Below are 23,102 nucleotides of genomic sequence, written 5' to 3'. Positions count from 1 at the left end.
GGGAGACTAAGGCAGCCGAATGGCTGCCTTTTTTATGGGTAGAAACTTAAAAAGAGTAATTCGCGCTGACGGAGACGTTCAGCGGCGCGCCATAGACAACGTATGACCCGACGTAGTCGTAGTATTTTTTATCAAACAGGTTGTTAACGTTGGCCTGCAAGGCCAGATCCCTGGTGACCTGATAACGGCTGAAGAGATTCACCAGCGCATAGCTGCCCTGTTCTGCACGGGACTGGCCTGCCGGGCCACCCTCCACATCCGTCCACACTTTATTCTGCCAGTTCACCCCGCCGCCCACCGCCAGTTCCGGCAGCATAGGCAATTGATAACGGGTAAACAGCTTCATGGTCGTACGTGGCTGATCGGAACTGATGGCATTCCCGCGCTTATCTTCTGCAATAAACCGTGTCGCCCCGAAGGTTAACTGCCAGTTGTCGGTCAGTGCACCGTTTAGCTCAAATTCAATCCCTTTGCTGACCACGCCATCCAGTGATTCATAAATAGATTCGCCGCTCGGCATATAGGTGTAGGTATTGCTTGCCACGTTATCCTGTTCAATACGGAAAACGGCCAGTGAGGTGGTCAGGCGGGTGTTGAACCAGTCCGCTTTCACCCCCGCTTCGTAGCTTTTCCCGGTCGTAGGGTCGAGGTAACGGCCGCTCGCGTCACGCTTGTCCTGTGGCTGGAAAATAGAGGTGTAGCTGACATAGGTCGACCAGTCTTCATTGATGTCATAAACCAGTCCTGCATAAGGCGTTACGTCATCTTTGGAACTTTCCAGACGGGTATCCGGGGAGCCTGCCGGGTTATAGCGAATGTTATAGTTGGTGTAACGCGCGCCAAGGATCAGGTGCAGCGGGTCGGCCAGCGAGAATCGGGCCGAGGTATACGCCGATGACTGGCGAATGTCGTCCTGGCTATAGAGCTTCCACGGTGTCCACTGCGGGTCGGCGATAGTGCCATTCCAGTTTTTAAAATTACCCACATCCACCATACCGTATAACGCATCCGGCATGCTGTTATCGTAATGGTTACGCTGGCGGCTGAAGCTCCCGCCAAACATCATCTCATGCTGACGACCAAAAAGGCTGAAATCGCCACGCAGGAAGGCGTCGATGGCATCCTGCTTACGTTCACCACGGTTCCAGCCGCCGTAGCCGACCATGCCCGCCCCGGTCTCTTTATCCGGATAGCCTGACATATACATCAGTTTGCTGTCGAAATGGGTTTCCGCATGCATGCCGTTGATGTGCGCTTCCCAGCCGTTGTCAAAACGTTGGGTCAGGTTGGCAAAGATACGGGTGTTGTCTTTATCCGAGTAAGCCCAGTCAGGCGCAACGGTCTGGCTGCGGTCGTAATGGGTTTTGCTTCCGTCGCTATACCAGGTTGGCAGACCGCCCCAGGTAGGATCGGCGGTGTAACTTTCCTGATATTCATAGCCTACGGAGAGGGTCGTGCTATCGGTGACGTCGGCATCCACCACGCCATAGAGGAATTTTTTACGGTAGTGGTAGTTATCCACAGCGCTGTCGTTGTCCTGGTAACCGGTGATCAGACGACCGCGCACCTTGCCGGATTCTACCAGCGGGGCCTGTAAATCCAGCACATAGCGCTGCTTGTCCCAGCTGCCGTAGCTGGCGGAGACGTTCCCTTTGAATACGTTACTGTCTGCGTGCTTGCGCACCATATTGACGTAGGCGGATGGGTTACCGGTGCCGGACATCAGCCCGGTAGCGCCGCGAACCACCTCTATACGGTCATAAATGGCGGTGTCGGCGGCGGTGTCGCCAAAGTTCCATACTTCGCTGATGGAGGTCGGCAGGTCATCGAACGCATAGTTACTGACGAAGAATCCGCGCGAGTAAAATACGGTGCGGTCGCTGTCCTGCACCTGGGCCGTTACGCCGGTGGTGTTGGTTAACACCTGGCCGACTGACTGCAGGTTCTGATCTGCCATGCGCTGCTGGCTAATCACGCTGACGGACTGGGGGATATCGCGGGGAACAAGTAACAGTTTGGTCCCGGTGGTGGTGGTTTTTACGCTGTAGTCCTGATCCTGTCCGCTGGAGGGATCCTGTGCGTTATCAAAGCCACCCTCCACAACTACCGTATCTTCGGTCGTGGAGGCGGCAAAACTGACGGTTGGCATCAATGCCATAGCAATACAGGCTGCCAGCAACGAAGGTGTTGCGACAGGCTGGCGTTGCCCATCCCTGGTATGAGTAATGAAAGACATCATCAAACCCTTAATGAATGGTGAAGGTGGTCTGCATCAGTCCCGCATGTACGGGCTGATGTCGTTTTCTATGTTGAAAATACGCATGAAAATGCAAATGCGAAATATACGCATTGAGATTAACGGTGTAAACAGATGTGTCAAAAGGAACTGAAATAATGTTTCAGGCGATCGCGACGCGTCAGCGCTCACTCTCCAGGCAGCTGGAGGACATTCAGGAAAGAAATCGGTGGAGAAGGTTGAAAGGACAGGAGAATCTCGCTCATACTCTTGTGTTGTGTCACACAGTAATACTGAGAATGTGTTAATGGCGGCGCACTACGCCAGATTAAACAAAAAAGGAAAAGGTCATGGCTGAAGAAACGATTTTTAGTAAAATTATCCGCCGCGAAATCCCTTCGGATATCGTTTATCAGGATGAGCTGGTGACGGCTTTCCGGGACATTTCTCCTCAGGCTCCGACACATATCCTTATTATTCCTAATATTCTGATTCCGACCGTAAACGACGTAAAAACCGAGCATGAAGTAGCGTTAGGTCGTATGCTGACAGTGGCCGCAAAAATTGCTGAGCAGGAAGGGATTGCTGAAGACGGTTACCGTCTCATCATGAACTGTAATCGCCACGGTGGTCAGGAAGTTTATCATATTCACATGCATCTGCTGGGTGGACGTCCTCTGGGGCCGATGCTGGCACATAAAGGTCTTTGACATGCTTAAAGGGCGTATTGCAGCGCTGGTAATGACGATGTTGATCGTAGGGTGCAGCACGCGTCCGGCGATCCCCGTCAGCGATGAACAGACGCTGGTGATGGAATCCTCCGTACTTGCTGCGGGCATCACGGCGCAACAACCTGCGTTGTCGATCAGTGAAATCAACTCTTCTGCTTCCTCTACGCTCTTTAATGAAAGACAAGAACCAGTGACGGTGCACTACCGTTTTTTCTGGTATGACGTACGAGGTCTTGAAATGCATCCGCTGGAAGCGCCGCGCAGCGTCACTATTCCGGCAAGATCGTCGGTAACGCTCTATGGCAGCGCCAACTATCTGGGTGCACATAAGGTGAGACTTTATCTTTATTTGTAAGGGGTGAACCTTGATTAAAAATTTGAGCCGTTATGCGCTCGTGACTGCTTTCGCTCTGTTCCTCGCAGGGTGTGTGACCCGAACTGAAGAACCTGCGCCTGTGGAAGAGGCCAAACCGGGTACCGAGCAGCCGACACAGCCAACGCAGCCGCCGCCAACCGTACCGACTGTGCCGTCTATTCCGTCGCAGCCTGGTCCAATTGAACATCCGGATCAGACATCGCAGCCTGCGCCGCGCGTGCGCCATTACGACTGGAACGGTGCGATGCAACCGATGGTCGGCAAAATGTTGCAGGCTCAGGGTGTGACCGCGGGCAGCGTATTGCTGGTTGATAGCGTGAATAACCGTACCAACGGTTCGCTGAACGCGGGCGAAGCGACAGAAACCCTGCGCAATGCCCTGGCCAATAACGGTAAGTTTACGCTGGTCTCGGCACAGCAGCTCGCGGTAGCCAAGCAGCAGTTGGGCCTGTCACCGCAGGACAGCCTCGGTTCACGCAGCAAGGCGATTGGGATTGCCCGTAACGTCGGTGCGCAGTATGTGCTTTACTCCAGTGCCACCGGTAACGTGAACACGCCAGCCCTGCAGATGCAGCTGATGCTGGTTCAGACAGGCGAGATTATCTGGTCAGGTAAAGGTGCCGTTACGCAACTCTGACAGTACGCGTGAAGAGATCCTGACGCGTTATTTTCCACAGTATCGCCTTATCGCGCCGCAGGCCCCTTCCGGGCTTGGCGGCGCGAGTTGCATTATAGAGCAGGGCGAGCAACGTCTGATATTGCGGCAGAATCACGATCCCTTAGCGTCATCATCCCATTTCCGCCGTCAGTTTCGGGCACTGAAACGCCTTCCTGCGGATCTGGTGCCAAAGCCCTGTTTTTACCGCCAGGGCTGGATGGCCGTGGAGTATCTGGCAGGGGAGATCGGCAACACGCTACCGGAAACGGCAGTGCTTGCGGCTATGCTCTGTCATCTGCACCGGCAACCGCGTCTGGGGTGGCGGGTGACGCTGCTGCCGTTGCTTGAACAATACTGGCAGCAGGCTTCAGCCGACAGGCGAACTCCATTCTGGCTGGCACAGCTAAAACGGCTGCGTAAAACGGGCGAACCGCAGCCGCTTCGGCTCTCGCCGCTGCATATGGATGTTCATGCCGGAAATATTGTTCATACGTCCCTCGGTGCGAGGCTTATCGACTGGGAGTATGCCGGTGACGGAGACGTGGCGCTGGAGCTGGCGGCCGTCTGGTCGGAAGATGATGCTGCGCGGCAGCGGCTCATCACCGACTACGCCCGGATAGCGCACATGAATGCCGATGCCCTGAGGCGTCAGGTGAGGCGCTGGCGACCGTGGGTCGTCATGCTGATGGCTGGCTGGTTTGAAATGCGCTTTCAGCAATCCCGAGACAAACAATTTATTGCGCTGGCAGATGATGCCTGGCGTCAGTTACAAACTAAAGGATAAGAGAGGTTGGTGTGGGTCCAGTCATGTTGGATGTAGAAGGGTTTGAACTGGATGCGGAGGAGCGTGAAATACTGGCGCACCCGCTGGTGGGAGGCTTGATCCTGTTCACCCGCAACTATCACGATCCGGCGCAGCTGCGAGAACTGGTGCGCCAGATCCGTGCTGCATCGCGCAATCATCTGGTGGTGGCCGTCGATCAGGAAGGCGGACGCGTACAGCGTTTCCGCGAAGGCTTTACTCGCCTGCCTGCCGCCCAATCTTTTGCGGCATTACTGGGCACGGAAGAGGGTGGCAAACTGGCGCAAGAGGCCGGCTGGCTGATGGCCAGCGAGATGATTGCCATGGATATCGACATCAGTTTTGCGCCGGTTCTGGACGTGGGGCATATCAGCGCCGCCATTGGCGAACGCTCATACCATGAAGATCCGCGTATTGCGCTGGCGATAGCGAGCTGTTTCATTGACGGTATGCACGACGCGGGAATGAAAACCACCGGGAAACATTTCCCGGGACACGGTGCGGTGACCGCCGACTCGCACAAAGAGACGCCGCGCGATCCGCGTCCGGAAGCTGACATTCGTGCCAAAGATATGTCGGTGTTCCGCTCCCTGATTACCGATAACAAGCTGGACGCTATCATGCCAGCGCACGTGATTTACAGCGACGTCGACCCGCGTCCTGCAAGCGGGTCCGCGCACTGGCTGAAAACCGTTTTGCGTCAGGAGCTGGGGTTTAATGGCGTGATTTTCTCAGACGATTTGTCGATGGAAGGGGCGGCGATTATGGGCAGCTACGCCGAGCGCGGTCAGGCGTCGCTGGACGCAGGTTGCGATATGATCCTCGTCTGCAATAATCGTAAAGGTGCCGTCAGCGTGCTGGATAACCTGTCGCCGATCAATGCACAGCGTGTTACACAATTGTATCATAAAGGTTCATTTAGCCGTCAGGAGCTGATGGACTCGGCGCGCTGGAAGACAGTCAACGCGCAGCTTGAAGCCCTGAATGAACGCTGGCAGGCACATAAAGCCAGCCTGTAAATCCTCCCGGAAGGCGTAGCGTGGTGAGAAGACAATGATCATCTATTTACACGGTTTTGACTCAAACAGTCCTGGTAATCATGAGAAGGTCCTGCAGCTGCAGTTTATCGATCCGGATGTCCGGCTGATCAGTTACAGCACACGCCATCCAAAGCATGACATGCAGCACCTGCTCAAAGAGGTGGACAAGATGTTGCAGCTCAACATCGATGAACGTCCGCTGATTTGTGGCGTGGGATTAGGTGGCTACTGGGCAGAGCGGATTGGATTCCTGTGCGATATCCGCCAGGTGGTGTTCAATCCTAATCTTTTCCCGAATGAGAACATGGAAGGCAAAATTGACCGCCCTGAAGAGTATGTCGATATTGCCACCAAGTGCGTCAGTAATTTTCGGGAGAAAAACCGCGACCGTTGTCTGGTGATCTTGTCGCGTAATGATGAAGCCCTTAACAGCCACCGGGCGGCTGAGCTGCTGCATCATTACTATGAAATTGTCTGGGATGAAGAACAGACCCACAAATTCAAGAACATCTCCCCGCATTTGCAGCGGATCAAAGCCTTCAAAACCCTGGGCTAAGCCACTGCGTACGTCCTGCCAGGCCCGGCCGCGAAAGCGCGCCGGGCTTTCTTTTTGTCCAGAATTGTCTACTTTTAAGCCATCAAAACTTGATGCATATCAATTTTGGTATGACCAATGCGCCTGACGTGGTATTCTCAATGCACCTGAATGGTTTCAGTGCTGTAACCTGTTGTTAATTAAGGGTTATTTTTATAACTTTTACTTAACAATTGGTTAATAATTTGAGGGGGTCACGTTGACTACGCCATTGAAAAAGATAGTGATTGTCGGCGGTGGTGCTGGCGGGCTGGAGCTGGCTACACAGTTAGGCAAGAAGCTCGGTCGCGGCAAAAAAGCCAAAATTACGCTGGTGGATCGTAACCACAGCCATCTGTGGAAACCGCTGTTGCACGAAGTGGCGACCGGTTCACTGGATGAGGGCGTGGACGCGCTGAGCTATCTGGCACATGCGCGCAATCACCATTTCCAGTTCCAGCTGGGCTCCGTGGTGGATATCAATCGTGAGAGCAAAACCATTACCCTGGCAGAGCTGCGCGATGAAAAAGGGGAACTGCTGGTTCCTGAGCGCAAACTGCCGTATGACACGCTGGTCATGGCGCTGGGCAGTACCTCCAATGACTTCAACACACCAGGTGTAAAAGAGCACTGTATCTTCCTCGATAACCCACATCAGGCACGTCGTTTCCACCAGGAAATGCTGAACCTGTTCCTGAAGTACACCAGCAATATGGGTGCGAACGGGAAGGTTAATATCGCGATTGTTGGTGGGGGGGCGACGGGCGTCGAGCTTTCTGCTGAGCTGCACAACGCGGTGAAACAGCTGCACAGCTACGGCTATAAAGGCTTAACCAATGACGCGCTGAACGTGACGCTGGTTGAAGCGGGTGAACGTATCCTGCCGGCGCTGCCTCCGCGCATTTCCGGTGCGGCGCATAATGAACTGACCAAGCTGGGCGTGCGGGTTCTGACCCAAACCATGGTAACCAGCGCGGACGGCGGCGGCCTGCATACCAAAGATGGCGAGTACATCAAAGCAGACCTGATGGTCTGGGCTGCTGGCATCAAAGCACCTGATTTTATGAAAGAGATTGGCGGGCTGGAAACGAACCGTATTAACCAGCTGGTGACCGAGCCGACCCTGCAAACCACACGCGATCCGGACATTTTCGCCATCGGCGACTGTGCTTCCTGCGCGCGTCCGGAGGGCGGTTTTGTGCCTCCGCGTGCTCAGGCAGCGCACCAGATGGCAAGCCTGGTACTGCACAATATTCTGGCGCAGTACAAAGGTAAGCCGATGAAAGCCTATGTCTATAAAGACCATGGTTCTCTGGTATCGCTCTCGAACTTCTCTACCGTCGGCAGCCTGATGGGTAACCTGATGCGCGGCTCCATGATGGTGGAAGGGCGTATTGCACGCTTTGTCTATATCTCGCTCTATCGTATGCACCAGATTGCCCTGCACGGTTACTTCAAAACCGGGCTGATGATGCTGGTGGGACGAATCAACCGCGTTATTCGACCACGCCTGAAGCTGCACTAATATTCTCTCCCTCCGGGGCCTCCGGAGGGAATTTTTAGCATATCATGCTGCTCATCGTACATTGAGTGCTTAAGAGTTCTCCTAAACACGATATATCTCTCCTCCACGTCCACTTTTTGATCCTTTGTCTTATTGGCGAAGCGCGACCTGCATTGCAAAATTGTTACCAATAGCAACAAAGGAGGAAGTCCCGTGAATAAATCAATGTTGGCGGGTATAGGGATTGGCGTCGCTGCTGCGTTAGGTGTGGCTGCCGTTGCCAGTCTCAACGTACTGGATCGCGGCCCACAATACGCACAGGTCGTGTCTGCTACCCCGATTAAAGAAACCGTGAAAACGCCTCGTCAGGAGTGCCGCAACGTCTCCGTGACCCATCGCCGTCCGGTACAGGATGAAAACCGTATCGCCGGTTCAGTACTGGGTGCGGTTGCCGGTGGTGTGATTGGCCATCAGTTTGGTGGTGGTCGTGGTAAAGATGTGGCGACCGTGGTCGGCGCGCTGGGCGGCGGCTATGCCGGTAACCAGGTGCAGGGCGCTATGCAGGATAACGACACGTACACGACGACTCAGCAGCGCTGCAAAACCGTCTATGACAAGTCGGAGAAAATGCTGGGTTACGACGTGACGTACAAAATTGGCGATCAGCAGGGCAAGATCCGTATGGATAAAGACCCGGGTACTCAAATTCCGCTGGATGGAAACGGCCAGCTGGTACTGAATAACAAAGTGTAAAAAAGATGTTCTCTGAACTTAGCTCCTCAAGCGCTCAGGCTGAGGAGCTTTTTTTTTTGCGTCAGATTTTGAGCAGTTCAGGCCACAGTTTCAGCGTGGTCGCGGTAATGGTTTGCAGTTTTTCCAGCGTAGCCCCTTCACGAGCGCTTATCGACATACCCTGCAAAATACAGTTCAGGTATTGCGCCAGCATCTGTGGATTGCAATGCGCAGGAATTTCACCTCGTTGTTGGCGCTGAGACAGGAACGCGCTTAGCGTCTCTTCCTGCATGGCATGGCGCGATTTCACCGTGTTGGCAATCTCTTTTGAGGAGGCCGCAAGGGTGGCAGAGGTGTTAATCATAAAGCAGCCCGCAGGGGTATCTTTACTGGTGAAGCAGGTCGCGACGGTGGTGAAATAGTCCCGTAGCGCCTGTTCGACGCTTTTCTCTTCACAAAACAGCTGGGCTTCGTGTTTCGCCGCAAAGCGCGAAATGTATCTGTCCAGCACTGCCCTGAACAGCCCCTCTTTATTGGTGAATTCAGCATACAGCGTGGGTGCTTTGGCACCGGTAGCTTCCACCAGATCGGAAAGCGAGGTCGCTTCATACCCATGTTGCCAGAAGAGAGTCATGGCCTTATCAAGCGCTGCATCCCTGTCGAACACTTTTGGTCGGCCACGGCTTTTCTTCGCGCAACTCGTCACGTCGGTTGTCATTTGCCGTTGGTCCTCTGTTGGTTTGTTGAATAATCATTATAAAAATAATCGCGGGTGACCACCAGCACTGATGAGAGAAAAATAAATTAATCATATGGGTATGAAAAATAACGAATTTAAAATTTAATTAATGTTCGTTATAAAAAGATGTTGACGCGTGAGCTGGATCACATTTATGATTTACCTATCGATCGTTAACTAAATGGCTAACGACCTCCAAATCATCTGCCAAAGGTAAAAATCATGAAAAACGTAAAAACCCTCATCGCTGCTGCTGTTCTGAGTTCACTTTCTTTCGCAAGCTTCGCTGCTGTTGAAGTGCAATCAACCCCTGCTGACCAGCATAAAGTCGGGACTATCTCTGCTTCTGCCGGGACTAACCTGGGCTCACTGGAAGATCAGCTGGCGCAGAAAGCTGACGAGATGGGTGCAAAATCTTTCCGCATCACCTCCGTGACCGGTCCTAACACCCTGCACGGCACCGCTGTTATCTACAAATAAGCCTGGCTAAACCCTCATTTATGCCACTGCGATGCCACTGTAAAAAAGCCCTGCTCAGCAGGGCTTTTTTTATTGGGGATCACATCGACTGCTGGGTGACATCCTGATGCCGGGTGACATCGGTGGGCATCCCGGAACGCGCCTCCATCGCGCGCTCCATCACGATGCCATCCGTGCGGGCATTCGTTTTAAAGCTCACCATCGCGGCATTCAGATTAATTGGCAGTGTCTGCGGATCGTCGCCAATGTTTTTCGATAACGGCTGGTGAATTTCAACCAGTCTTACGCCACCCGGCTCCTCAGAAACCTTAATGGGCGTATTAATAATATTCACTCGGGTACCAGGCGTGATCACGCTATAGAGCGTCTTGATATCATCATCGCGCAGACGAATACAGCCGGAACTGACGCGCATCCCGATACCGAAATCCGCATTTGTTCCATGCAGAAGGTAAACGCCACCATAGGCCGCAAGACGGATCGCGTGGTGACCCATCGGATTCTCCGGACCCGCTGGCACCACAGCCGGCAAATCAATCCCCTGTGCTTTATAGCGAGCACGAATATTAGCCGTTGGCGTCCAGGTTGGGTTGGCACGTTTATCCGATACGGTGGTGACCATTGTTGGGGTCAGCGTGTCGCCGCCCAGCTGGCCAATACCGATTGGATAAACGGTGACTTCATTTTTACCCGGTGGGTAATAGTAAAGACGCAGCTCGGCAAGGTTTATCACGATCCCTTCGCGCGCTACATCCGGGAGAAGGGTCTGCAACGGGATGGTCAGGACGCTGCCAGCGCGTGGCACATAGGGGTCGACGCCAGGGTTAGCCTGCAGCAGAGCCAGAAAGCCTACGTTATATTTTTTGGCAATCGCTTCGAGCGATCCTCCATTATTTTCAACCACATGAAAACGGTTTTCGCCCACGACCTTGCTGCCAGCAGGGGGAAGAGGCCAGGTATTTGCGCGTGCAGGAAGCGCAACAGCGACCGTTGCTGCCAGCGCAAACACGGTTATCCAGCGGGTAAAACGCGAAGAGGTCATCATCACCATAATCCATATAAATAATAAGGTTATTGTTTTATAAGGCGTTAACGATAATTATGGCGAATGGGTATGTCGGGAAATCCAGGTGAAGTGCAAAGAGTTTGTAAATTGTCCCCCCGTAAGCATTGCGCCAACGGGGGGAAGGGGGAATTATGCAACAGCGTTCTCTTCCAGCTGACGCATAAAGTGACGAACCCACTCCATCCGGTTTTTACGATCCGTCAGCTCCTGCGTAAATTTCAGACGCGTTGGACCATCCAGACGGAAATGCTGCGGCTGTTTCTGGAGCAGACCGATTAGCCACATCGGATTAACGTGATTCTTCTCGGCAAATTCAATCACGCCACCTTTTTCATTGCCTTCGAGCTTACGAATGCCCAGCTTCTGTGCCTGCTGGCGCAGCCTCGCAATATCCAGCAGGTTTCTCGCGGCATCCGGCAACAGGCCAAAGCGATCGATCAGCTCTACCTTAATTTCATCCAGTTCGTTCTCATTTTTCGCACTGGCGATACGTTTGTAGAACGACAGACGTGTGTTGACATCCGGAATAAAATCATCCGGTAGCAGGGAAGGCATGCGCAGTTCCACCTCAGTTTGCTGGCTGGTCAGATCTTCCAGCGATGGCTCACGTCCGGCCTTCAGGGCATCGACCGCATTTTCCAGCAGCTCCATATAGAGCGAGAAGCCGATGGTTTCCATCGAGCCGCTCTGGTCTTCGCCCAGAAGTTCACCTGCACCGCGGATCTCAAGGTCGTGTGTCGCCAGCGCGAAGCCCGCGCCCAGATCTTCCAGCGATGCGATAGCCTCCAGACGTTTTTGCGCATCGGTGGTCATCGCTTTCGGATGCGGGGTCAGCAGCCAGGCGTAGGCCTGATGGTGCGAGCGGCCAACGCGGCCACGCAGCTGGTGAAGCTGCGCCAGTCCAAAGTGATCCGCGCGCTCAATAATGATGGTATTGGCCGTCGGAATATCGATCCCGGTCTCAATGATGGTGGTACACACCAGGACGTTAAAGCGCTGGTGGTGGAAATCGTTCATCACCCGCTCCAGCTCGCGCTCGCGCATTTGACCGTGACCGATAGCGATGCGCGCTTCCGGCACCAGTTCTGCCAGCCTGTCCGCCGCTTTCTGGATATTTTCCACGTCGTTATAGAGATAATAGACCTGACCCCCGCGCAGTACTTCACGCAGAATAGCCTCGCGGACGACCAGGTTGTCGTACTCACGAACAAAGGTTTTTACCGCCAGACGACGTGCCGGCGGCGTGGCGATAATCGACAGGTCGCGCATGCCGCTCATCGCCATATTCAGCGTTCGCGGAATCGGTGTGGCGGTCAGGGTGAGAATATCGACGTCGGCACGCATCGCTTTAATACGCTCTTTATGACGGACCCCGAAGCGGTGTTCTTCATCGACGATCAACAGCCCCAGATCTTTCCACTTCACATCACTCTGCAGCAGCTTGTGGGTGCCGATCAGAATATCGATCTTACCCTCGCTGGCCTGTTCCAGAATCTGCGTCTGCTCTTTGGTACTGCGAAAACGTGACAGCATCTCAATACGAACCGGCCAGTTGGCGAAACGGTCGCGGAAGTTGTCAAAATGCTGTTGGGCGAGCAGGGTGGTAGGCACCAGCACCGCGACCTGTTTGTTGTTTTCTACCGCGAGGAAGGCGGCGCGCATCGCCACTTCGGTTTTGCCGAAGCCGACATCGCCGCAAACCAGCCTGTCCATCGCCAGCGGCTGGCACATGTCGCTCAGCACAGCATTAATGGCCTGGGCCTGATCCGGCGTGGTTTCAAACGGGAAGCTATCGCAGAACATCTGGTACTGTTGTTTATCATGCCTGAAGGCAAAGCCTTCTTTGGCCGCGCGTTGGGCGTAGATATCCAGCAGTTCTGCCGCCACATCACGCACTTTTTCCGCGGCTTTCTGCCGCGCGCGCGCCCAGGCGTCGCCGCCCAGTTTATGTAATGGCGCATGGTCTTCTGCACCGCCGGCATAGCGGCTGATGAGATGCAGGGAAGAGACCGGCACATAGAGTTTGGCGTCATTGGCGTAGGTCAGCATCAGGTATTCGCCCTTGATGCCACCGGCTTCCAGCGTCGTCATGCCCTGATAACGGCCAACTCCGTGCTCGAGGTGAACAATCGGCTGGCCGGGGTGCAGTTCGGCGAGGTTACGGATCAACGTGTCCGGATTAATGGTGCGACGGCTGTCCTGACGGCGGCGCGCCACGCGTTCCCCCAGCAGGTCGCTTTCGCAAATCAGCGCCAGATTGTTGAGGGTATCCACAAACCCGTGCTCGGCGGAGCCAATCATCAGATAACGGCCATTACCGGTGGCTTCACTCAGGCGCAAAATACGTTTCGGGGCAATTTTGATCCGCCCCAGCAGTTCACCCAGCGCTTCCCGGCGGCCTTCGCTTTCAACGGAAAACACGACCGGCCCGGTAAAGGACTCGAGGAACTTGCGCAGATTATCCAGCGGCGACTTCTGCTGCGCCTGAACGGATAAATCCGGTAGCGTGCGGAAGGCAAGGTTGGTATTGGCGGCCTTGTCGGCGAGCGAATCGGTTTTGAGCTGCATACGCGGCCAGCGTTTCAGCTCGGCGTTCAGCTCATCAGTGCGCAGCCACAGCACCTCCGGTGGCAACAGCGGACGCATCGGGTCCACGCCCCGGTTTTCAAAGCGGGCGCGAGTTTCGCTCTCAAAACGGCTGGCGCTGGCGTCGATATCACCGGTGTTAACAATCAGCGTATTGGCCGGGAAATAGCTGAACAGCGCGGGCAGAGGCTCGTTAAAGAACAGCGGCTGCCAGTATTCAATCCCCGCCGGCAGCGTCCCTTTGCTGACCTGCTGATAGATATGTTCGGCATCGCGTTTGACGTCGAATCTGTCGCGCCACTGGCTGCGGAACAGCTCGATTGCGGTTTTGTCTGTCGGGAACTCATGTGCGGGCAGTAAATTGATGGAGTCCACTTCTTCCAGCGTGCGCTGCGTGTCGGCGTCGAATACGCGCAGGCTGTCGATTTCATCATCGAAGAAATCCAGACGATACGGCTGGTCGCTGCCCATCGGGTAAAGATCGAGCAGTGCACCACGCGTGGCATATTCCCCGTGCTCCATCACCTGATCGACATGGCGATAACCGGCGCTGTCGAGCTGCGCGCGCAGGGCGTCCCGGGACAGGCGCTGGCCTTTTTTCATCACCAGCGCATGGCCATGAAGATAGCTGTGCGGACAGACGCGCTGCATCAGGGTGTTTACGGGGACGATCAGCACGCCGCGCTGCATCGTCGGTAACTGATACAGGGTCGACAGACGAGAGGAGATGATCTCCTGGTGCGGCGAGAAACTGTCATACGGCAGCGTTTCCCAGTCGGCCAGACTGAACACCAGATTGTCAGTGAACTGGCGGATTTCATCATGCAGACGCAGGGCATTTTGCATATCCGGGGCAACCAGTACCACCGGACCCGGGTGCCGCTCAGCGATTTCTGCCACCAGCGTGGCGCACGCCGCGCCAGTAAGTTCGCCCAGCTGGCGCTGATCGCCCGCTTTGACAGGCAAGGAATATCGATAGTGTTCAGGCATGGCTATGTCAGAGTCTCTTGGGGATATACCAACAGTATTGGGGCATATCACTGATACGCAATGTCTTTATTATCCTCGATCGTTTTACATAATCAAACCGGAACCGCACAGGGAGGAAATTCGCCCCCAAAAGGGGGCGAAAAGCGCATCAGCGGCTGGCCGATGACGGAGAAAGCGTGGAAGGCGGGGAGAAGAACACATCACCAAACAGTGCGGTGGAGACCTTACGCACCCCAAGCCCGGCAACGGTGCAGAGCAACAGGCTGGCAAACGGGTAGACCAGAATCAACGTCAGCTCCGCCCAGACCGGCCAGTATGCGGCATTCATCTCACCAATCAGGAACAGGCTAAAGGCCTCAATCAGGATGCGATGGGTGGTATAAATCGCGATGGTATTAGAACCGATCACGTTAAGCAGATTATTAGGATGGACGGCATAACGTTGCTCAATGCTGTAGAAAAGCTTCATGATCAACACAATCGACAGCAGGGAGAGCAGCAGCGGGACGTTAGCAAACCACAGCACCACAGAAATGGCAGCGAACGCGGCTAACGCCAGCCAGGCGCGACGCAGATTGAACCCTTTCATCCACGCCATCAGCTCAGCGCCATACCACGCGCCGAGGCTGTAGTAGATCATGTTGCGCACCACGCTGTTCATTCCCCACCACGGCAGCGGCAGGAAGTTTATCGCGACGCTCGCCAGTGCCAGCAGCCCCAGTACCGGCAGCTTCCAGCGGCTCAGCAGTTTACACAGCGTGAAATAGACCACCAGGGCATACAGATACCAGAGACTGGTGCTGGCGGTGAGCATTCCCTTCACAAACCCGGAAAGGGAATCGGCATAGGCCGCATTGGAGGAAGTGGCCAGTTCACGCTCGGGAGCAAGCCAGGCGTTGAGGTGGCTCAGCGCCTGCCATTGCAGAACGCCCCACAGCGCCAGTACCCAGACAATGCTCCAGATCCGTTTATCGAGACTGGTACGCCAGTCCACCTCATCGATGTAACGTCGAATCAGATAGCCGGAAATGAAGAAAAACACCGGCATGCGGAAGGGAGCAAGATAGAGATTAAAATAGACCCAACATTTGGCGAGAAGACCGGATAACGGATGTTGTAACCCATTGAGATGGGGATAAAAGGTGATGACTGAATGGTAGATAACCACCAGGCAGATACACAGCCCTTTTATCTGGTTAATCCATAATGCTTTTTGCTTCATTGTTCGCGACTACCTTTTTGCCATAAACGAACGAACAATTGTTGTTAAACAAAACCGTGATGTAACGGGTAACAGTCTGTATCAGGAGGTTTTTCGGAAAAGGTGGAGGCCGTACAGGGAGGTTTCAGAGAGTAGTACCCTGATTTATCTGAATTTTTCAGAAAAATGATTACCAAAGCTTACGGTTTCAGTCATTTACGCTTAAGGGATTCGCTTATATACTCGTGGGTCTGCTATCAGCAAACAGACGGATTTCATGTACCAACCTGTCGCACTCTTCATAGGCTTACGTTATATGCGTGGGCGCGCCGCGGACCGCTTCGGTCGCTTTGTCTCCTGGCTTTCGACTATTGGCATTACGCTTGGCGTAATGGCTCTGGTGACGGTTCTTTCCGTCATGAACGGCTTTGAGCGCGAGCTGCAAAACAACATCCTGGGGCTGATGCCGCAGGCTATCCTCTCCTCAACCCACGGTTCCGTTAACCCACAACAGCTCCCGGAAAGCGCGGCGAAGTTACAGGGTGTCACGCGCGTTGCGCCGTTAACCACGGGCGATGTGGTGCTACAAAGCGCCCGTAGCGTAGCGGTCGGCGTGATGCTGGGCATTGACCCGGCGCAAAACGACCCGCTGACGCCATTCCTCGTGAACGTGAAGCAGACCGACCTGGAAGCCGGCAAATATAATGTGATCCTCGGCGAGCAACTGGCCGGGCAGCTTGGCGTCAACCGTGGCGACCAGCTACGCGTAATGGTACCGTCGGCCAGTCAGTTTACGCCGATGGGACGTTTGCCAAGCCAGCGCTTGTTCACGGTGGTTGGCACGTTTGCCGCCAACAGCGAAGTCGATGGTTATCAGATGCTGGTGAATATTCAGGACGCGTCACGTCTGATGCGCTATCCGGCGGGGAATATCACCGGCTGGCGCCTGTGGCTCGACGCCCCGCTAAAAGTGGATACCCTCAGCCAGCAAACGTTGCCGGAAGGGACCAAATGGCAGGACTGGCGTGAACGCAAGGGCGAGCTGTTCCAGGCCGTGCGGATGGAAAAAAATATGATGGGGCTGCTGCTGAGCCTGATCGTGGCGGTCGCGGCCTTCAACATCATCACCTCACTGGGGTTGATGGTGATGGAAAAGCAGGGTGAAGTCGCCATTCTGCAGACTCAGGGGCTAACGCCGCGCCAGATTATGGCGGTATTTATGGTGCAGGGTGCCAGTGCCGGGATTATCGGTGCGCTACTCGGTGCGGTGCTGGGGGCGCTGCTCGCCAGCCAGCTTAACAATTTAATGCCGATCATCGGCGCTCTGCTTGATGGTGCGGCGCTGCCCGTGGCTATCGAACCGTTACAGGTGATTGGAATTGCGCTGGCTGCGATGGCCATTGCGCTGCTTTCTACGCTTTATCCTTCCTGGCGCGCTGCCGCCACTCAACCCGCTGAGGCTTTACGTTATGAATAAGATCCTGTTGCAATGCGACAACCTGTCCAAACGCTATCAGGAAGGCACTGTGCAGACTGACGTGTTGCACAATGTGAGCTTCAGCGTGGGCGAAGGTGAGATGATGGCGATTGTGGGCAGTTCCGGCTCCGGCAAAAGTACGTTATTACACCTGCTCGGTGGGCTGGATACACCCACCAGCGGTGACGTGATTTTCTCCGGCCAGCCGATGAGCAAAATGTCATCTGCGGCAAAAGCGGAGCTGCGTAACCGCGAGCTGGGCTTTATCTACCAGTTCCACCACCTGCTGCCGGATTTCACGGCGCTGGAAAACGTGGCGATGCCGCTGCTGATTGGTAAAAAGAAACCCGCAGAAATTACTACCCGCGCCAGCGATATGCTGAAAGCGGTTGGGCTTGGGCATCGCGGTAACCATCGTCCTTCTGAACTTTCCGGCGGTGAACGCCAGCGTGTGGCCATTGCGCGTGCGCTGGTCAACAATCCGCGCCTGGTACTGGCGGATGAGCCAACGGGTAACCTGGACGCCCGCAACGCGGACAGTATTTTCCAGCTGCTGGGTGAGTTGAATGCCTCGCAGGGAACCGCGTTTCTGGTGGTAACCCACGATCTCCAGCTGGCAAAACGGATGGGACGTCAGCTTGAGATGCGCGACGGTCATCTGAACCCAGAACTGACCCTGATGGGGGCGGAGTAATGGCTTCACCGTTATCGTTACTCATAGGGTTGCGTTTTAGCCGCGGACGTCGTCGCGGCGGCATGGTGTCACTGATCTCGGTGATCTCCACCATCGGTATTGCGCTGGGGGTGGCGGTGCTGATCGTGGGCCTTAGCGCCATGAACGGCTTTGAGCGTGAACTGAATAACCGCATTCTGGCGGTGGTCCCGCACGGTGAAATCGAACCGGTGAATCAGCCGTGGACGCACTGGAGCGATGCCCTGAGCAAAATCGAAAAAGTGCCAGGCATCGTGGCGGCCGCACCTTACATTAACTTTACCGGGCTGGTCGAGAGCGGCGTTAACCTGCGCGCCATTCAGGTAAAAGGAGTGAACCCGGTGCAGGAAGAGCGCCTCAGCGCGTTGCCGAAATATGTGCAAAACGGCGCGTGGGCAAACTTTAAGGCCGGTGAACAGCAAATTATTATGGGCAAAGGCGTTGCCGAGGCCCTGAAGGTTAAGCAGGGCGACTGGGTCTCTATAATGATCCCGAACGCCAGTGCCGACCACAAGCTGCAGCAGCCTAAACGTGTACGCCTGCACGTCACCGGTATTCTTCAGTTAAGCGGCCAGCTCGATCACAGCTTTGCGATGGTGCCGGTGGAAGATGCGCGCCAGTATCTCGACATGGCCGACAGCGTGACGGGGATTGCCATTAAGGTCAACGACGTCTTCAACGCCAATAAACTGGTGCGTGATGCCGGCAGCGTGACCAATAACTATGTCTACATCAAAAGCTGGATTGGCACTTACGGTTATATGTACCGTGATATCCAGATGATCCGCGCCATTATGTATCTGGCGATGGTGCTGGTGATTGGCGTCGCGTGCTTTAATATCGTTTCGACGCTGGTGATGGCGGTCAAAGACAAGAGCGGCGACATCGCCGTCCTGCGTACCCTGGGGGCAAAAGACGGTCTTATTCGCGCCATCTTTGTCTGGTACGGTCTGCTGGCTGGGCTGTTCGGGAGCCTCTGCGGCGTGGTGATTGGCGTGGTGGTTTCTCTGCAGCTGACGCCAATTATCAATGGCATCGAGGCGCTTATTGGCCACCAGTTCCTGTCAGGTGATATCTATTTTATTGACTTCCTGCCGTCTGAATTGCACTGGCTGGACGTTTTTTATGTGCTGGTAACGGCACTTTTACTGAGTCTGCTGGCAAGCTGGTATCCGGCGCGTCGCGCAAGCCGAATTGATCCGGCGAGGGTATTAAGTGGCCAGTAATTACGTCATGATTTAGCGGTCGTCAGGCCGCCAAATCAAAAAGAGGAATGCGTGATGTATTATGGATTTGATATTGGCGGCACCAAAATTGCGCTGGGCGTGTTTGATAAAAACCTCAAACTGCAGTGGGAAACCCGCGTTCCCACGCCACGCGAAAGCTACGATGAATTTTTAACTGCCATTGCCGCGCTGGTGGCGCAAGCTGATTCACGCTTTGGCGTGAAAGGCAGCGTCGGCATTGGTATTCCGGGAATGCCCGAAACTGACGATGGTACGCTGTATGCGGCCAACGTTCCTGCTGCCAGCGGTAAACCGCTGCGCGCCGATCTCTCCGCTCTGCTTGAACGCGACGTGCGTTTAGATAATGATGCCAACTGTTTTGCACTCTCCGAAGCCTGGGACGATGAGTTTCAGCACTATCCGCTGGTGATGGGGCTGATCCTTGGCACGGGCGTAGGGGGAGGGATCGTCATCAACGGTAAGCCGATTACCGGGCGCAGTTACATTACGGGAGAGTTCGGCCATATCCGCCTGCCGGTTGATGCCCTGGCGGTCGTCGGGCGCGACTTCCCGCTGACCCGCTGCGGTTGCGGTCAGCATGGCTGTATTGAGAACTACCTCTCCGGACGTGGGTTTGCATGGCTTTACGAACACTTCTATCATCAGAAACTTGAAGCCCCTCAAATCATTACCTTGTGGGAGCAGGGGGATGCGCAGGCGCGAGAGCACGTTGAGCGCTATCTGGATCTGCTGGCGGTGTGTCTGGGAAATATTCTCACCATCGTCGACCCGGATCTGCTGGTGATTGGGGGAGGGCTTTCAAACTTTAGCGCGTTAACGGAACAGCTGTCCGGGCGTTTGCCCCGACATTTATTGCCGGTTGCCCGCGTGCCGCGTATTGAACGTGCGCGACACGGGGACGCAGGAGGAATGCGCGGAGCCGCATTCCTTCATCTCACCGATTAGTTTACGAGGTTTTTATGCTGTCGCGTCGCTTAGGTCGACTCAGCCGTTTTCGCAAAAATAAACGCCGCTTACGTGAGCGCTTGCGCCAGCGGATCTTTTTCAGAGACAGAATGATGCCAGAAGCGATGGATAAACCCAGAGTGGTGGTGCTGACCGGGGCGGGGATCTCCGCAGAGTCAGGTATTCGCACTTTCCGCGCTGCGGACGGGTTATGGGAAGAGCACCGTGTTGAGGATGTGGCGACGCCGGAAGGCTTTGCCCGCGATCCGGATCTTGTGCAGGCGTTTTATAACGCCCGCCGTCGTCAGCTGCAGCAGCCAGAGGTTGTGCCTAACCCGGCGCATCTGGCGCTGGCGAAGCTGGAAGAGGCGCTTGGCGATCGTTTTTTGCTGGTTACGCAGAATATCGACAATCTGCATGAACGGGCCGGTAACAAAAACATCATCCATATGCACGGTGAACTGCTGAAAGTTCGCTGCGCCTGGAGCGGTCAGGTGCTGGACTGGAAAGAGGACGTGCTGCCTGAAGATAAGTGCCACTGCTGCCAGTTTCCGTCGCGCCTGCGTCCGCATGTGGTCTGGTTTGGTGAAATGCCGCTTGGTATGGATGACATCTACAGCGCGCTGGCCATGGCGGATGTCTTTATCGCCATTGGCACGTCTGGCCATGTCTATCCGGCGGCCGGCTTTGTTCACGAAGCGCGGCTGCACGGTGCGCATACGGTTGAGCTGAATCTTGAGCCGAGCCAGGTGGGCAGCGAGTTCGAAGAGAAGCACTATGGCCTGGCCAGTACCGTCGTACCGGAGTTTGTCGATAAACTCCTGAAAGGGCTGTAATCGCGATAGCCTGAAAAGGCACCCGTCCTGCGGGTGCCTTTTTTGTTTATGGCGTAAAGTACGCCAGCGTTTTCTCCAGCGATTTCGCCTGCTCGGCCAGTGACAGGGCCGCTGCCGAGATCTGTTGTACCAGGGACGCGTTTTGCTGGGTCGTGCTGTCCATCTGATTGACGGCAATGCTGACCTGGCTAATTCCCCGATTCTGCTCATCCAGAGCCTGAACAATATCGTTAATCACCAGATGCACATGCGACACGGCCTCAATGACCTGCTTCATCATGACGCCGGTTTCATTGACCAGCTCAACGCCTTTGCTGACACGGCCTGAAGACTCGGCTATCAGCTGGGAGATCTCTTTTGCCGCGTTGGCGCTTCGCTGGGCAAGGTTGCGCACTTCACCCGCCACCACTGCAAAACCGCGCCCCTGTTCGCCCGCGCGCGCCGCTTCTACGGCGGCATTCAGCGCCAGAATATTGGTCTGGAAGGCGATACCGTCCACAATGCTGTTGATCTCTCCAATCTTACGGGCGCTTTCGTCAATTTCCCCGATCACCACCACGACATCGTTGACCAGCGTCTCGCCATGTCCGGCAAGGGTCGCGGCACGATCGGTAAGGGTGGTAGCTTTGTGCGCATTGTCGGCGTTATTTTTCACCGTGACCGAAATCTCTTCCATGCTGGCCGCGGTTTCGACAATCGCCGCTGCCTGTTCTTCGGTGCGTGAGGCCAGATCGAGATTGCCTGCCGAAATTTCACTGGTGCCACCGTGAACGGAGTGGCTGGCTTCGCTGATGTTACCCACGATGCGCTTGAGCTGCATCTGCATGGTGTGCAGGGCGTAAAAAATACTGCTGGTATCCCCGGGACGCACCGGGATAGCGTTGTTCAGGTCGCCGCCGGCCACGGCCAGCGCGATCCCGGCGGCATCTGACGGTTCGCCCCCCACCGGGCGGTCCACTTTACGGGTAAAGATTTGCGCCATGACCAGGCTGACAACCACAATGCTTAACACCATCAGGAGGATGGCTTTCAGTAAAAATTGTCTTGCCTCGGCCATCACTTCGCTGACCGGGGTGACGATAGCCAGCTTCCAGGGCGTCTGACTGTTGCCGATGGTAATCGCCTGCCAGGTGATAAATGCCTCTTCCTTCAGTTGAGGATCGTTTGTGCGTATCACCTCATCCCCTGTGACAGTTCCGGTGTAAGGCTTGCCTACGGCACGTTTATCCGGGCTGGAAACCACGCTGTTGCCCGCCGACAGAAGCAGGGCGTAGCCTGTACCGTTCCACGGCTTAATCGCCCCGATCATCGATTGCAGGGTGGCGAGTGAGAAATCCGACGTGACGGACCCCAGGAACTGACCCTCACGCATGATGGGGGCGGCAATCGAGGTGAGCATTACGTCCACCCCATTGTAGGGATAAATATAGGGTTCGATGATGACATCTTTTTGCCGTTGCTTCGGCAGCAGATAATAATCGCCGCTGCCGGGCGTTTCGATGTCCGTCAGCAGATGTAATGCCGGTTTGCCTGTGGCGTCGCGGTCAACGTAGCGGGCGTAACGTCCGGCGGGATCTTCACCGCTCTGACCGGCAAAGGTGGCATCGTTGCCATCGAAGGCATCAGGTTCAAAGGCCATCGACATTGAAAGAAACTGAGGGTGCGCTGAGAGATAATGGATTAGCAGCTGGTTGAGCCCCTGTCGATCAGCGATGCCCGCATCGCGCAGTGCCTGAGCGCTGTTTCCCATGTCACGTGCGGCCGCCAGGGCGGAATCCATCTGTTTACTGACCTGCAAAGACTGCACTTCAGCAATCTGACGGATGTGTTTTTTAGCCAGCACTTCTTGCTGATCCATCCACTGCCACATCATAAAACCGATCGTTGCCGTAAAGCCCACCGTCACGGTGAGGAAAATGGACAATAGCATCAACGTCTTGACTCTTATTTTTTGTTTTCGGACCATGGCGTCTTTCATTCTCAACTCCCGTAATGACGTGCATGTCGGGCAGGCACAGATCACTTATCGGATATTTCGCCATGTTTCTGTAGAGCACCGGGTATATTTAATTTAAATTTTTGATCGCTAATTCCCGTTAATTAGTGTGGATGCTTTTATTTTGTGCATTCAATCAAATTAGTGTTCGATAATGCTCGTTATCGTTGTGCA

The 23,102-nt window shown here is 54.9% G+C and carries 20 protein-coding genes; 14 read left to right on the top strand and 6 right to left on the bottom strand.

Annotated features, from left to right (window positions below):
* Positions 1 to 46: 46 nt before the first annotated feature.
* Positions 47 to 2,236 (bottom strand): ferric-rhodotorulic acid/ferric-coprogen receptor FhuE, encoded by a 2,190-nt coding sequence (gene fhuE, locus AB6731_RS07325; protein WP_150343972.1) that lies wholly within the window; start codon positions 2,234 to 2,236, stop codon positions 47 to 49.
* A 350-nt stretch (positions 2,237 to 2,586) separates the two neighbouring features.
* Here fhuE and hinT point away from each other — a divergent pair, with 350 nt between their 5' ends.
* The 8 genes from hinT to AB6731_RS07285 all read left to right on the top strand — a co-directional run bounded on the left by hinT (position 2,587) and on the right by AB6731_RS07285 (position 8,674).
* Positions 2,587 to 2,946, top strand: a complete 360-nt coding sequence (gene hinT / locus AB6731_RS07320; protein WP_006809243.1) for a purine nucleoside phosphoramidase — start codon at positions 2,587 to 2,589, stop codon at positions 2,944 to 2,946.
* 1 nt (position 2,947) lies between these two features.
* On the top strand, positions 2,948 to 3,322 hold the full coding sequence (locus AB6731_RS07315; protein ID WP_014169585.1) for a YcfL family protein: 375 nt from the start codon (positions 2,948 to 2,950) through the stop codon (positions 3,320 to 3,322).
* A 10-nt stretch (positions 3,323 to 3,332) separates the two neighbouring features.
* On the top strand, positions 3,333 to 3,980 hold the full coding sequence (gene lpoB / locus AB6731_RS07310) for a penicillin-binding protein activator LpoB (RefSeq protein ID WP_014169586.1): 648 nt from the start codon (positions 3,333 to 3,335) through the stop codon (positions 3,978 to 3,980).
* Entirely contained in the window at positions 3,961 to 4,785 is an 825-nt protein-coding gene (gene thiK / locus AB6731_RS07305; RefSeq protein ID WP_371006093.1) for a thiamine kinase, read from the top strand. Before lpoB ends, thiK begins: the two co-directional genes overlap by 20 nt.
* Positions 4,786 to 4,796: 11 nt before the next feature.
* Complete coding sequence (gene nagZ / locus AB6731_RS07300) at positions 4,797 to 5,822, top strand: beta-N-acetylhexosaminidase (protein ID WP_020884661.1); 1,026 nt, start codon at positions 4,797 to 4,799, stop codon at positions 5,820 to 5,822.
* Positions 5,823 to 5,856: 34 nt separating this feature from the next.
* Complete coding sequence (ycfP, locus tag AB6731_RS07295) at positions 5,857 to 6,399, top strand: alpha/beta hydrolase YcfP (protein ID WP_032677889.1); 543 nt, start codon at positions 5,857 to 5,859, stop codon at positions 6,397 to 6,399.
* 238 nt (positions 6,400 to 6,637) lie between these two features.
* Positions 6,638 to 7,942 carry an NAD(P)/FAD-dependent oxidoreductase gene (locus tag AB6731_RS07290; RefSeq protein WP_014169589.1) on the top strand — a complete coding sequence of 435 codons (1,305 nt, stop codon included), beginning with the start codon at positions 6,638 to 6,640 and terminating at the stop codon, positions 7,940 to 7,942.
* Between the two features lie 192 nt (positions 7,943 to 8,134).
* Positions 8,135 to 8,674, top strand: coding sequence for a glycine zipper 2TM domain-containing protein (locus AB6731_RS07285; RefSeq protein WP_008500779.1), 540 nt, complete (start codon positions 8,135 to 8,137; stop codon positions 8,672 to 8,674).
* Positions 8,675 to 8,735: 61 nt separating this feature from the next.
* Here the strand turns inward: AB6731_RS07285 and comR are convergent, their stop codons facing one another.
* The gene (gene comR, locus AB6731_RS07280) at positions 8,736 to 9,371 is read right to left on the bottom strand and encodes a TetR family copper-responsive transcriptional repressor ComR (protein ID WP_014169591.1); all 636 of its coding nucleotides are present in this window, start codon (positions 9,369 to 9,371) and stop codon (positions 8,736 to 8,738) included.
* Positions 9,372 to 9,614: 243 nt separating this feature from the next.
* Between comR and bhsA the strand changes: the two genes are divergently transcribed.
* Positions 9,615 to 9,872 carry a multiple stress resistance protein BhsA gene (gene bhsA / locus AB6731_RS07275; RefSeq protein ID WP_013097102.1) on the top strand — a complete coding sequence of 86 codons (258 nt, stop codon included), beginning with the start codon at positions 9,615 to 9,617 and terminating at the stop codon, positions 9,870 to 9,872.
* A 79-nt stretch (positions 9,873 to 9,951) separates the two neighbouring features.
* Here bhsA and AB6731_RS07270 read toward each other — a convergent pair whose 3' ends face one another.
* The 3 genes from AB6731_RS07270 to AB6731_RS07260 all read right to left on the bottom strand — a co-directional run bounded on the left by AB6731_RS07270 (position 9,952) and on the right by AB6731_RS07260 (position 15,736).
* Positions 9,952 to 10,917 carry a L,D-transpeptidase family protein gene (locus AB6731_RS07270; RefSeq protein WP_044858705.1) on the bottom strand — a complete coding sequence of 322 codons (966 nt, stop codon included), beginning with the start codon at positions 10,915 to 10,917 and terminating at the stop codon, positions 9,952 to 9,954.
* A gap of 150 nt (positions 10,918 to 11,067) precedes the next feature.
* Positions 11,068 to 14,514, bottom strand: coding sequence for a transcription-repair coupling factor (gene mfd, locus AB6731_RS07265; RefSeq protein ID WP_025204447.1), 3,447 nt, complete (start codon positions 14,512 to 14,514; stop codon positions 11,068 to 11,070).
* Between the two features lie 148 nt (positions 14,515 to 14,662).
* Complete coding sequence (locus AB6731_RS07260) at positions 14,663 to 15,736, bottom strand: acyltransferase family protein (protein ID WP_032677891.1); 1,074 nt, start codon at positions 15,734 to 15,736, stop codon at positions 14,663 to 14,665.
* A gap of 256 nt (positions 15,737 to 15,992) precedes the next feature.
* Between AB6731_RS07260 and lolC the strand changes: the two genes are divergently transcribed.
* Genes lolC through cobB form a run of 5 tightly spaced genes read left to right on the top strand, consistent with a single transcriptional unit; the run spans position 15,993 to position 20,932 of the window.
* Positions 15,993 to 17,192, top strand: coding sequence for a lipoprotein-releasing ABC transporter permease subunit LolC (lolC, locus tag AB6731_RS07255; RefSeq protein WP_333168221.1), 1,200 nt, complete (start codon positions 15,993 to 15,995; stop codon positions 17,190 to 17,192).
* A complete protein-coding gene (gene lolD / locus AB6731_RS07250; RefSeq protein ID WP_025204445.1) occupies positions 17,185 to 17,886 on the top strand; it encodes a lipoprotein-releasing ABC transporter ATP-binding protein LolD in 702 nt (233 codons plus the stop codon). Before lolC ends, lolD begins: the two co-directional genes overlap by 8 nt.
* Positions 17,886 to 19,130 carry a lipoprotein-releasing ABC transporter permease subunit LolE gene (gene lolE / locus AB6731_RS07245; RefSeq protein WP_371006092.1) on the top strand — a complete coding sequence of 415 codons (1,245 nt, stop codon included), beginning with the start codon at positions 17,886 to 17,888 and terminating at the stop codon, positions 19,128 to 19,130. Before lolD ends, lolE begins: the two co-directional genes overlap by 1 nt.
* Before the next feature lie 54 nt (positions 19,131 to 19,184).
* A complete protein-coding gene (nagK, locus tag AB6731_RS07240; RefSeq protein WP_134179217.1) occupies positions 19,185 to 20,096 on the top strand; it encodes an N-acetylglucosamine kinase in 912 nt (303 codons plus the stop codon).
* Positions 20,097 to 20,110: 14 nt separating this feature from the next.
* Positions 20,111 to 20,932 carry a Sir2 family NAD+-dependent deacetylase gene (gene cobB / locus AB6731_RS07235; protein ID WP_014169599.1) on the top strand — a complete coding sequence of 274 codons (822 nt, stop codon included), beginning with the start codon at positions 20,111 to 20,113 and terminating at the stop codon, positions 20,930 to 20,932.
* 46 nt (positions 20,933 to 20,978) lie between these two features.
* Here the strand turns inward: cobB and AB6731_RS07230 are convergent, their stop codons facing one another.
* Positions 20,979 to 22,910 (bottom strand): methyl-accepting chemotaxis protein, encoded by a 1,932-nt coding sequence (locus AB6731_RS07230; protein ID WP_371006091.1) that lies wholly within the window; start codon positions 22,908 to 22,910, stop codon positions 20,979 to 20,981.
* Positions 22,911 to 23,102 lie beyond the last annotated feature (192 nt).

Source organism: Enterobacter sp. RCC_40 (genome assembly GCF_041360735.1).
In the GTDB taxonomy this organism is placed as follows: domain Bacteria; phylum Pseudomonadota; class Gammaproteobacteria; order Enterobacterales; family Enterobacteriaceae; genus Enterobacter; species Enterobacter ludwigii.
Note: the sequence above shows the minus strand (reverse complement) of the source record. Positions and strands in the feature narration are given on the sequence as shown.